The organism is Jatrophihabitans sp. YIM 134969 (assembly GCF_054456675.1).
This window is the reverse complement of the sequence record NZ_JBTJEQ010000002.1, coordinates 85,630-96,740: the sequence shown is the minus strand read 5'-3', so window position 1 is coordinate 96,740 and position 11,111 is coordinate 85,630. Positions and strand designations below refer to the sequence as shown.

Sequence of the window (11,111 nt, the reverse complement as noted above, 5' to 3'; positions counted from 1 at the left end):
GCGCAGGGCGCACGACACGGGGATGGACGCGCGGCACCGTTCCGGAGCCGCGGCGGGCTGACGTTATGACCGTCAGAGAAGTTCCGTCAAGAGCCTTAAATGCGACCGAATATCGTCTCTTGCAGGCCTAATCCGACCCTGATCGAATCGAGGGTGGTCCTCGAACCCGGGTCGTTCGTCGCAGTCCGACTCCGCCGGTCGGAAGCGGCCCGGGTCGTCGATTTCCCTGCCTTGCTCGGCATGTTCACGACGCGTTCGTTCGAGGATCGGTGCAGCGACGCCGGCCGGCCCACCAGGTCGAGTGACGAGGCGTCGACCGCGTGCCGCGTCCTGTCCGTTCGCATTTCTGCCGGACAGCGGAAGAAACGCGCTACGTTCTCCCCGTGGACTCGACGGCCGCCCTCTCCTCCCGCCGCGCCCGTTCGCGCGGCGCCCTGTTACACGCTGTCGAACGCGGCCCCGGCCTCACCCGCGCCGAGTTGGCGACCCGCACCGGCCTCTCGACCAGCGCGGTCGCCGCCGGCGTCGCCGACCTCATCGCCGCGGGACTGGCGGTCGAGCAGACGGTGCGCACGCCGGTCCGGGGTCGGGGGCGGCCACCGACGATCATCCGGTCCGCGCGACCCGACGGTCGTGTGGTGGGCGTGGACTTCGGTCACTCCCACGTCCGGGTGGCTCTCGCCTCGGCGGACGGGACCGTGCTGCAGGAGGCGGCGGGAGTCGTCGACGTCGACGCCCACGCCGAGCAGGCCCTCGACCTCGCCGGGGAGTTGGTCGAGACGGTCCTCGACCGGGCCGGTGTCCCTCGTGAACAGGTTCGTGCCGTCGGAGCGGGGATCCCCGGACCGTTGCACCCGACCGGGAAGGTCGCGTCACCCACGATCCTGCACTCGTGGGTCGACCTGGATCCCGCCGCCGAGCTGCAGCGTCGACTCGGCCATCCCGTCGCCGTCGAGAACGACGCGGACATGGGCGCCGTGGGGGAACGCCGGTTCGGGTCAGCCGCCGGGTTCCGCGACTTCATCTACGTCAAGGCCTCGCACGGGATCGGCGCCGGGATCGTGCTCGGCGGGCGCATCTTCCGCGGCGCGACCGGCACCGCCGGCGAGATCGGGCACACCCAGTTGTCCGGCTCGGCGAACCGGTGCCGCTGCGGCAAGCAAGGATGTCTCGAGGCGGCGGTCTCCGTCACGGAGGTGCGACGCCAACTCGAGCACACCCACCTGCGCCCCCTCGAAGAGGACGAAGCCATCCCGTCACGCGTCCTCGAGGACCCGGTCGGAGCCCGCATCCTCGTGGACGCGGGACGCGTGGTGGGACGGATCGTCGCCGACGGGTGCAACTGGCTGAACCCACAAGCCGTGATCCTGGGCGGGGAACTCGGGCTCAGCGGAAGTGCCTTCGTCGAAGGAGTGCGCGATTCACTCGACCGGTACGCGCAGTCCTCGGTGGCCGCCGCTGTCACGGTGCTGCCGGGCGCCCTCGGAGTGCGTTCCGAACTCATGGGCGCCATCGCCGTCGCCTGGGACCACGCGGCCCGGTGAGCGACCGGAGCGCTTCTCCCCCGGGCCCGATTCTCACCATTCGCGGGACGGGCGAACAGACATCTTCCGGCCGCGCTGAACCAGTGCCCGACACGCACACACACCGCGAGCGCCCGCCCACAGATGTTGCGATCTGTGCGGAGCAGGGTGTGGTGGGACCACCGCACAGATCGAGGCGTACGCGTGCGTTCCGTGCACGCGGCGCTCCCCCGGACCGAGGCGCCAGCGCGCTTCCGTGCACGGGCGGTGGCCAACGTCCAAGGGCCACCTCAGCCTGTGCCCGACCGCGTCTCGACGCAGAACGAGGAGGCGAAGTCCTCAACGGCCGCCTCGTGCGGCACGAGGTCGGTGAGTCGTGGACCGCGCGACCTGGGTGGTCGCAGCAGGATCAGCCTCTGCCTCGGCAGAGTGGGGAATGCCATCGCGAATGGCATCGATGGCGACGCGCGCGAGCGGCGTCAGATAGCCCCCATCGCGGGTGATCAGAGCAATGCCTTCGGCGAGGTGCATGCCACGGACCTCGACGGTGCGCAGACGGCCGGCGGCGACGTCGTCGGCCACGGCGTAGGCGGGAATCAACGCAACCCAGTGGTTCGCCGCGACCGCTCTCTTGATGGGTTCCGCGTGCCCCAGGCGCAGGACCACGTCGAGGTCGAGAACCCCGTGCGCGCGCAGCTGCCGAGCGAGCATCCGGTGGTACGTGACCGGTTGTGGGACCCCGACGAAGGGCAACGCCGCAAGCTCCGAGATGCCGATGGCCGCGCCGGTGGGTGGTCCGTCGGGGCTGGCGCACAGGACCAGGGGCTCGTCGCGGAGCCGTTGGGCGTGGAGGCCGCTGGTGTCGAGGTCGTCGTCCCACGTCACCACCGCGAGGTCCGCGGTCCCGATCGCGACCGAGCGCAACGCGGTTGCCGGTTCGCCGATGTGGACGGTGATGTCGGCACCGGGTCGATCCCGCAGCAGGCGGGTCATGATCGGCGGGAGCAGGTAGCTCCCTATCGCCATGCTCGAGGCGACCCGCAGCGATCCGGTCGTGCCGGCGGCCAGCTGCTGCACGTCACGACCGACCTGCTCGGAACCGGCGAGCACCTCCTCGGCCCACGCCGACACCCGGCGGCCGGCTTCGGTGAGTTCCAGGCGGTTGCCGGCGCGAACGAAGAGCGCGGCCCCCATCGCCTTCTCCAGCGACCGCAGCTGGGCGGAGACCGCCGGCTGCGCCACGCCGAGGATCTCCGCGGCCCGGGTGACCCCGCCGTTCTGCACGATCAGACGGAAGACCTCGAGCTTGTGGAGCGAGATGTGGGTGTCCACAGGGCTTCCCTTCGCCGTCGAGTGCGCTGCGGTCGACGCCGTCAGCATCGCACATCGCTTATGCCTATATCGAAGGATTGGTGCTGGCGTTATGGGCTTGGGGTTTCTACGGTTCGAGCAAGCGACGGCCGTGCCCTGACCACCAGCGCACACCTCGACCTTCCGACGAACCGGAGGCGCGCGATGACGCGTGCGGCAGAGCAGTTGTTCGACCCGACCTCGCCGAGCTTCTACGCGAACCGGCATGCGGTCTACCGGACCATCCGCGACGAAGCACCACTCCTGGAGCTCCCCGCGCCGGTCCCGATGGTGATGGTCTCCCGGTTCGCCGACGTCGACGCCACCCTGCGTCACCGCGACGTCCGCGCCCGGCCGGTCGACGCGGGCCCACCGCCGTGGCTCGGGACCGGCGCGGCAGCGGACATGTACGCGGGTCAGATGCTGTTCACCGACGCGCCCGAGCACACCCGGATGCGGCGGACCACCACACCCGCCTTCCGACCCCGCACCGTGACGGCGTTGCGTGACGCCGTCGAGAAGGCCGTGGACGAGCGCATCGACGTCCTGCGCGAGATGGGGACCTTCGACGCCGTCACCGATCTGGCCGAACACGTGCCTGCGGCGGCGGTGTGCAGCATCCTCGGGATCCCCTCGGCCGACTGGCCCCAGCTGATCCGCGGTGCCGTCGACTTCGTGGCGGTGCTCTCGCCGATCCCGCTCACCGAGGATCAGTTCGACCGGGCCGAGCGCATCTCGCGGTGGTACCTGGACTACTTCGCCGACTTGGTCGCCGACCGACGTCGTCATCCCCGCGGCGACGACGACTTCCTGACCGCGTTGACCCGCAGCGCCGACGAGACCGGGGACCTGACGGAGAACGAGCTGCTGGTGACCGCCCATTCCGTGCTGAACGCCGGCTTCGAGACCACCATGAGTGCGCTGGCCAACGGGTTGCAGGCGATGTTGTCGCAGCCCGAGCAGTGGGCGGCTCTGGTCGCGGACCCCGACCTCGCGCCCACGGCGGTCGAGGGGTGCCTGCGGTGGGAGGCGCCGGCCCAGTTGTTCACCCGGTTCGCACCGGACGACCTCGAACTGCCCAGCGGCACCGTGGCCGGGGGGACGTCGATCGTCGTCGCCGCGGCCGCGGCCAACCGCGACGAACGCCGGTTCGAGAACCCGGACGCGTTCGACCTGGGCCGCGACGACATCGCCCATCTCGCGTTCTCGGCCGGACGGCACATGTGCATCGGCGCGCACCTGGGCCGCATGGAACTCGACATCACGTTCCGCAAGCTCGCCGCCGCGTTCCCCGAACTGCGCCTCGCCGGCGACGACACCGGGACCCGCGAACCCAACCCCGTCTTCCCGACGCTGCGGCACCTGCCCGTCGCGACCGCATGAGGATCGCCCGGTTCCTCGCCGACGGAGCCGCGCACTTCGGCACCGTGACAGCCGACCGCGTGACCGCGGTGGACCACCGCGTCAGCAGGTTCGCCGACCTCGTCGCGCACCCGGACGAGGGTCACGCCCGGGTTGGCGACGCTCAGTGGGACGTCCACACCGTCCGCTGGCTGCCGCCGTTCGACAACGACGCCAAGATCATCTGCGTCGGCTTCAACTACGCGTCCCACGCCACCGAGGTGGGACGGGCCGGCGCTGCGCGCCCGACGCTGTTCCCACGGTTCCCGGACTCGTTCGTCGGCTCCGGTGAGGCGGTCGTGCGTGGCCGTGACGCCCACGCCCTGGACTGGGAGGGCGAGGCCGGTCTCGTCATCGGCACCTACGCCCGCCGCGTCACCCCGGAGACGGCCCTGCAGTACGTCGCCGGTGTCACCTGCCTGGCCGAGAACAGCGAGCGGGAGTGGCAACAGCACACGGCCCAGGTCACGGCGGGGAAGAACTGGCACGCCAGCGGCGGCGCCGGGCCGTGGATCACCACTCTCGAGGGCCTCGCGTTCCCACTGCGGGTGACGACCCGGCTGAACGACGACGTCGTCCAGGACGACAGCACCGACCACCTCAGCCACGACTTCGCCGCGTTGATCAGTTACATCAGCACGTTCACGCCGCTGCGGCCGGGCGACGTCATCGCCACCGGCACACCAGCCGGCATCGGGTTCCGGAAGGACCCACCCCGCTACCTGCGACCGGGCGACCGACTCGACGTCGAGGTCTCCGGTGTCGGCCGACTGCACCACACCGTCGTCGACGAGAGCACCTCCCACCCCGGCCCGTCCGTCCTCACCAGCACATCAGGAGACACCCGATGACCGCCACCGCCGCAGGCCACTCCACCGCCCGGTTCGACGACCTCTCCCACGAACACCTGCCGACTCCCACCCCGTGGGCGCCGCTGAAGGTGACCCGAGCCCAGATCGACGCGGAGATCGAACGCCTCGCCGCCGCACCCGCCGGCGTGGGCGGCCGACGGGTCTCGTCGATCGTGCACCCGGAGGCCACCGCGCCCGGTCTCGGGTTCGCCCCCGGGGTCCGCGTCACCCTCGAGGTCCTCAAGCCGGGGGAGTCGACCGTCGCCGTCCGCCGCAACAGCGGTCAGGTGTCGATCGGGATCCGCGGCACCGGCACCGTCACCACCGGCGAACGACGCATCACGCTGGGTCGCTGGGACGTCACCAACGTGCCCTCCATGCAGCCCCACACCAGCCGCAACACCGGCGACGACCTGTGGGTCCGCCTCACCTACTCCAACGAACCACTCCTGGAGAAGCTCGGCGCCGCGTACTCCGAGACCGTCACCGAAGGCGGGACCACCCGCACCTCCCTCGGCGACCCCGACGCAGCACCGCCCGGGACGTTCAACCGCCACACGGCACCGGACCACGAGGTCTCCCCGTTCGGCTCCCGGCTGCGCGGTTACGAGTTCATCACCGACATCGAGCCGGTGGACAGCAACGCCCACCACTGGCCCTGGGCCGAGGTGTCGAAGCACCTCTCGCACGAGGTCGGCGACGGAAAGCGGACCATCATGGCGTTGGTCAACCCGGCGACCCAACGCCGCAACGGCGCCACCCACAGCTTCTTCGTCACCGCGACGCTCATGCCTGCAGGCACACCGCCGCGCCCGGCGGACCTGCCCGGCCACCGGCACAGCTCGATGGCCATCAACTACCACTTCCTCGGCTCGGGAACGAGCGTCGTCGACGGGCAGATCATCGACTGGGAAGCCGGCGACCTGCTGCTGTCGGCCCCGAGCTGGCGCGAGCACGCGCACAGCTCGGGCCCGGAGGGCCTCGGCGCCTTCACCGTGCAGGACCACCCGTTGCACATCGGCATGGAATCGCTGATCTGGCAGGAAGACCTGAGCGGGCCCATCCTGACGCTGGGTTCCGAGCAGGGCCTCACCGGGTACGTCGGCCCCCGCGAGGCCGGCCGGTGACCGACACACCCGCCGTGTTCCGCGAGGCCGACGTCACGGCAGCTCTCGACCTCGCAGCGGTGACCGACGCGGTCGAGGCCGCGGTGGCGGCCGAGGCGGCCGGCCGGGCCCGCAACATCGACAAGACGATGACGACGTGGGACACCGCCAGCAGCGCCCACTCCCTCGGTGCGGTCGACACCGCGTCCGGGACGGTGGCGTTCAAGTCCTGGGTCAACACGCCGGCCGGCGCCTCGGCCGTCGTCACCGTCTTCGACGCCGCCGACGGCCGGCTGCTGGCCGTCGTCGAGGCGGGCGCCCTCGGAGCGTTGCGCACGGCAGCGATCAGCGCGGTCGCCACGCGGTGGCTCGCGCGACCGGACGCCACCGAGGCAGCGGTCGTCGGCAGCGGACGTCAGGCCCTGCGCCAGGTCGAAGCCGTCGTGTCGGCCCGGCCGATCCGCGCCGTGCGGGTGTGGAGTCCGAGCGTGGAGCACCGTGCAACGTTCGCCCGGCAGGTCACCGACCGGGTCGGCATCGCCGCCGCCGCGAGCGCCTCCCTCGACGAGGCCGTCGACGGGGCGGACGTCGTCACCCTCGTCACCCGGGCCCGCGAACCGTTCCTGCGCGCCGACGCGCTGTCCCCAGGCGCGCATCTCAACGCGGTGGGGGCCATCCTGCCGCGCAACGCCGAGTTCGACCCGGCGTTGCTGCACCGGAGCCGGCTGACCGTCGTCGACAACCTCCCCAACGCGCAGCGGTCCTCCCGCGAACTACGCGAGCACTTCGGCGAGGACTGGTCGACGGTGCGCACGCTGGGCGAGGTCGTCACGGGCGCCGCGAAACGCGCCGACGACGACCCCGGTCCCACCGTGTTCAAAGCCCTCGGCATGGGCCTGGCCGATCTGGCCGCGGTCACCGCCTTCCTCCGCGTGGTCCAGCCCGAGCGATTCGAGGCAGCATGAAGTTCCGTCACGACCCCGCCCGTCACCTGCGGGGATCCATCGCGCCACTCGTCACGCCGTTCACCGCGGACGGCGATCTCGATCTCGACGGCCTGAAGCGGCTCACCCGGTGGCAACTGGACTCCGGGTCGCACGGCATCTCCATCGGCGGATCCACCGGCGAACCGTCGTCGCAGTCGGTCGCGGAACGGATCGCCGCGATCCGCGCCGTGGCCGAGGAGGTCGCCGACTCCGTGCCGTTCCTCCCCGGCACCGGATCGGCCAAGCTCGACGAGACCCTCGAACTCACCGCGGCCGCGCGTGACGCCGGCGCCGACGCGGTCCTCGTCATCACGCCGTACTACGCCCGACCGACCCAGGAAGGCCTGTACCGCTGGTACACGACAGTGGCGCGTGACTTCCCCGATCTGCCGGTGATCGTCTACAACGTGCCGTCACGGACGGCAGTCGACGTCGCCCCCGACACGATGGCCCGGCTGTTCCGCGACAACGCCAACATCGTGGGGATCAAGGAGACGACGAAGGACTTCGAGCACTTCTCCCGGGTGCTGCACCTCGTCGGGCCTGAGTTGCTCGTGTGGTCGGGCATCGAGTTGCTCGGACTCCCCCTGCTCGCCCTCGGCGGGGTCGGCACGGTCAGCGCGGTCGCCAACCTCGCCCCCGCGGCGGTCGCCCGCATGTACGAACTGTGGACAGCAGGCGACCACGCCGGCGCCCGGGATCTGCACTACCGCCTGCACCCTCTCGTCGACGCGCTGTTCGTCGAGACGAACCCGGCACCGGCCAAGTGGGTGCTGACCGAGAAGCTCGGTCTGTTGGGGTCCGACCACGTCCGCGAGCCCTTGGCGCCGCTGAGCCCAGGGGGCCGCGCGCGCGTGGAGCAACTCCTGGCGCAGGCCGGGGACCTGCTGGTCCGACCCACCCTCGACGTTCTCGCGTCCCGTTGACCGCCGCCGAGAAGTCGGCCCCGAGCGGCTGCCCGGTGGTCACGTTCGATCCGTACGATCCCACGCTCACCCACCCCGCGGTGTGGCCGGCTTACGAGGACCTCCGTGACGCGGGGGCGGTCTGCCGGTCCGACAGCCACGGTGGCTTCCACCTGATGGGCCGGTTCGACGACATCCGCGCCGCTCTGCGGGACCCGATCACGTTCTCCTCCGCCTCCGGTCACCGCATCCCGACCGACGGAAGCCAGAAGTCCGTCCCCATCGACTTCGACCCACCGTTGCACACTGCATACCGCCGGCTGCTGACCCACGCGCTCGACCCCGCACGGGTCAGGGCGTTGCAACCCTTCCTGCGGGCGACCATCGAGCGCCTCGTCGACGACTTCATCGCCGCCGGTGGTGGCGACTTCGTGAACGCGGTCGCCCTGCCGCTGCCGTTGCAGGTCCTGGTCGAGGTGGTCGGTTTCTCACCGGACACCGTCGGCCGCTTCCGTCGCATCACCGAGGACCTGTGGGGCGACATGACCGCGATGACGTTCACCGAGGCGGCTGCCGCGATCTACGCGTTGATGGCCGAGGAGATCGCCGACCACCGGGAACGGCGCCCCGACGACTTCGTCACATGGCTGCTGTCGGCCGAGGTCGACGGCCGCCCCCTGCGCGACGACGAGATGGCCGGCAGTCTCGCGTCACTCGCGGTCGCCGGGCACGAGACGACGATGAACGCGGCCAGCACCATGGTCCACCTGCTGGCCGAGCGACCAACCCTGCAGGAGGCGCTGCGGGAGGCACCCGAGCGCGCCCCCGACTTCGTCGAGGAGATGCTCCGGCTGCGCAGCCCGGCGCAGAACTTCGCCCGCCGCACGACCCGTGACGTCGAGGTGGACGGACACGTCATCCCGGAGGGGTCCGGGGTGCTGCTGTCGTACGCAGCGGGCAACCGCGACGACCGCCACTTCCCCAGCCCGGACGAGTTCGACATCGACCGGGCGAGTCGCGGGCACCTGGCGTTCGGGTGGGGAATCCACCAGTGCGTCGGCGCGGCACTGGCCCGCTCGGAACTTCGTCTACTGGCGGAGACGCTCGCCGCCCGCGCGCCTTTCACGCTCGACGGCGAAGTCGTCTACAGCAGCCTCCAGGGCGGCAACCACCTCGGTCCGACGTACCTCCCGATCCGCTTCACGAACCACTGACCGCCGAGGAGACAACCGTGCCCATCACAGTCCGGATCGACGAAGCCGTCTGCAACGGTTACGGCAACTGCGTCATGGCCGCGCCCGCGGTGTTCGACCTCGACCCCGCGACCAACATCGCCGTCGTCCTGCCCGGCCACCCCGTCGAAGCCGACGAGCCAGCGATCGACGATGCGATCGCCGACTGCCCGGTACAGGCCATCCTGGCCAGCAGGACGTGACCGCACCGACGGTCATCGTCGGTGGCTCGGTCGCCGGGATCCGTGTGGCCCAACTGTTACGCCGTGGCGGCGACGACGGACCGCTCATCGTGCTCGACTCCGAGAGCGGCGATGCCTACGACAAACCGGCTCTGTCCAAGGCGGTGCTGGCTCCCGGCGGTGCGACACCGCCCGTTCTGGCGACGACGGTCGAGCTGTCCGCAGCCGGTGTGGAGCATCGGACCGGGGTTGCTGCTCGTCGACTGGACCTCACTGCGAAGCAGGTCGTGCTCGCTCACGGCGAGCGGGTGAGGTACGGCCGGTTGGTCGTGGCCACCGGCGCCTCGCCGCGACGACTACCGGCGTTGGAGAGTGAGTCCGGCGTGCACCACCTGCGCACCCGCGACGACGCACTCGCGCTGGCGGCCGCCTTCGACGGCGGGCCGAGGGTCGTCGTGGTCGGGGGCGGTTTCATCGGCCTCGAGGTCGCAGCCGCAGCCCGGTCCCGCGGTCTGCACGTCACGGTCCTCGAAGCGTCGTCGCACCTGCTGCAACGAGTCCTACCGCGCGCCATCGGCCACGAGTTGTACGGAACGCACCGCGACCACGGAGTGGACGTCCGCTGCGGGACAACCGTGGTCAGCACCGTCGGTGACAGGCGCGTCGAGGCCGTCGAAGTGGCCGACGGCACCGTCCTCCCCGCCGACCTCGTGGTGGTCGGCGTGGGGGCGGTTCCCAACACGGCCTGGCTCGAGGAGTCTTCGTTGCCGATCAGCGACGGCGTGATGTGCACCGAGCAACTGAAGGTGTCGGGGACCGACGACATCTGGGCTGTCGGCGACGTCGCCCGCTGGTACAACCCCCGGTATCGGACCCTCCAGCGGGTAGAACACTGGACGACCGCCCGTGAACACGCCTCGATCGTCGCGGCCAACCTCCTGTCGGACCGTGCAGGGACGCACCGATCGTGCGATGCCGTGCCCTACGTGTGGTCCGACCAGTTCGAACACCGGGTCCAGCACGTCGGTGTCATCCCGCCCGGCGCGATCACCACGGAAGTTCTGATCCACGACCGCCGCGGAAGGCTGTTCACCCATCACGGCGCTGACGGCATGATGCAGGCCGCCACTGCCATCGACGCGCCTTTCGAACTCTTGCAGATCCGTCGTGATCTGCAGCGGCAGCGGGGCTACGCGATCGCCTAGATCGTCGACAGCAGCGGTCGCTCCCCCAGATCGACCGCCGTCGTGTGCACTCTCCCCTCTCGCTCATCCTTCGCGTTCCACGGGTCTGTTGCCTCGCGTCGACACGCATCAGACCCGGCGCAGGGAGGTTGTTCCGACCGAACGTGCGACGGACGCACGACAACCCACATCCAGACGTCTGCGTGCGGAGGGCTCGTACACGTGGCGATGGCAGCTCGAGGTGGCCCCGGGGTGCAGTCTCGGTCGGCTCCGGTGGCGGATGTGCTCTTGGTGCTGCGTGACGAGCACGCCGTGCCGTCGTGAGGGAACAGCCTGATCTCGACGGTTGTGGTCCGTCCAGCCACTAGAGTTCGCGAAGGCGATCGTCGTT

At 70.6% G+C, this 11,111-nt stretch carries 10 protein-coding genes; 9 read left to right on the top strand and 1 reads right to left on the bottom strand.

What is annotated here, in order from left to right; translation table 11 throughout:
• Positions 1-383: 383 nt before the first annotated feature.
• On the top strand, positions 384-1,544 hold the full coding sequence (locus ACXR2U_RS01755; protein WP_458823198.1) for an ROK family transcriptional regulator: 1,161 nt from the start codon (positions 384-386) through the stop codon (positions 1,542-1,544).
• Positions 1,545-1,862: 318 nt separating this feature from the next.
• On the opposite strand, the gene ACXR2U_RS01750 is transcribed toward ACXR2U_RS01755, so the two are convergent.
• The gene (locus ACXR2U_RS01750; protein WP_458823196.1) at positions 1,863-2,855 is read right to left on the bottom strand and encodes a LysR family transcriptional regulator; all 993 of its coding nucleotides are present in this window, start codon (positions 2,853-2,855) and stop codon (positions 1,863-1,865) included.
• A 183-nt stretch (positions 2,856-3,038) separates the two neighbouring features.
• On the opposite strand from ACXR2U_RS01750, the gene ACXR2U_RS01745 reads away from it, so the two are divergent.
• Genes ACXR2U_RS01745 through ACXR2U_RS01710 form a run of 8 tightly spaced genes read left to right on the top strand, consistent with a single transcriptional unit; the run spans position 3,039 to position 10,741 of the window.
• The gene (locus ACXR2U_RS01745; RefSeq protein WP_458823195.1) at positions 3,039-4,256 is read left to right on the top strand and encodes a cytochrome P450; all 1,218 of its coding nucleotides are present in this window, start codon (positions 3,039-3,041) and stop codon (positions 4,254-4,256) included.
• Positions 4,253-5,125 (top strand): fumarylacetoacetate hydrolase family protein, encoded by an 873-nt coding sequence (locus tag ACXR2U_RS01740; protein WP_458823194.1) that lies wholly within the window; start codon positions 4,253-4,255, stop codon positions 5,123-5,125. Before ACXR2U_RS01745 ends, ACXR2U_RS01740 begins: the two co-directional genes overlap by 4 nt.
• Positions 5,122-6,252 (top strand): cupin domain-containing protein, encoded by a 1,131-nt coding sequence (locus tag ACXR2U_RS01735; protein WP_458823193.1) that lies wholly within the window; start codon positions 5,122-5,124, stop codon positions 6,250-6,252. Before ACXR2U_RS01740 ends, ACXR2U_RS01735 begins: the two co-directional genes overlap by 4 nt.
• Positions 6,249-7,196, top strand: a complete 948-nt coding sequence (locus tag ACXR2U_RS01730) for an ornithine cyclodeaminase family protein (RefSeq protein ID WP_458823192.1) — start codon at positions 6,249-6,251, stop codon at positions 7,194-7,196. The genes ACXR2U_RS01735 and ACXR2U_RS01730 overlap by 4 nt, the downstream gene beginning before the upstream one ends.
• A complete protein-coding gene (gene dapA, locus ACXR2U_RS01725; RefSeq protein ID WP_458823191.1) occupies positions 7,193-8,143 on the top strand; it encodes a 4-hydroxy-tetrahydrodipicolinate synthase in 951 nt (316 codons plus the stop codon). Before ACXR2U_RS01730 ends, dapA begins: the two co-directional genes overlap by 4 nt.
• Positions 8,140-9,336: a cytochrome P450 gene (locus ACXR2U_RS01720; protein WP_458823190.1), complete on the top strand. Its 1,197-nt coding sequence runs from the start codon at positions 8,140-8,142 to the stop codon at positions 9,334-9,336. The genes dapA and ACXR2U_RS01720 overlap by 4 nt, the downstream gene beginning before the upstream one ends.
• Before the next feature lie 17 nt (positions 9,337-9,353).
• Entirely contained in the window at positions 9,354-9,557 is a 204-nt protein-coding gene (locus ACXR2U_RS01715) for a ferredoxin (protein ID WP_458823189.1), read from the top strand.
• Positions 9,554-10,741: an NAD(P)/FAD-dependent oxidoreductase gene (locus ACXR2U_RS01710; RefSeq protein ID WP_458823188.1), complete on the top strand. Its 1,188-nt coding sequence runs from the start codon at positions 9,554-9,556 to the stop codon at positions 10,739-10,741. The genes ACXR2U_RS01715 and ACXR2U_RS01710 overlap by 4 nt, the downstream gene beginning before the upstream one ends.
• The last annotated feature ends 370 nt before the right edge of the window (positions 10,742-11,111 follow it).

Excerpts from the sequence above, each read along its gene's own strand:
- ACXR2U_RS01740 (WP_458823194.1), top strand. The coding sequence starts at position 4,253 with ATGAGGATCGCCCGGTTCCTCGCCGACGGAGCCGCGCACTTCGGCACC.
- dapA (WP_458823191.1), top strand. The coding sequence starts at position 7,193 with ATGAAGTTCCGTCACGACCCCGCCCGTCACCTGCGGGGATCCATCGCG.
- ACXR2U_RS01735 (WP_458823193.1), top strand. The coding sequence starts at position 5,122 with ATGACCGCCACCGCCGCAGGCCACTCCACCGCCCGGTTCGACGACCTC.
- ACXR2U_RS01745 (WP_458823195.1), top strand. The coding sequence starts at position 3,039 with ATGACGCGTGCGGCAGAGCAGTTGTTCGACCCGACCTCGCCGAGCTTC.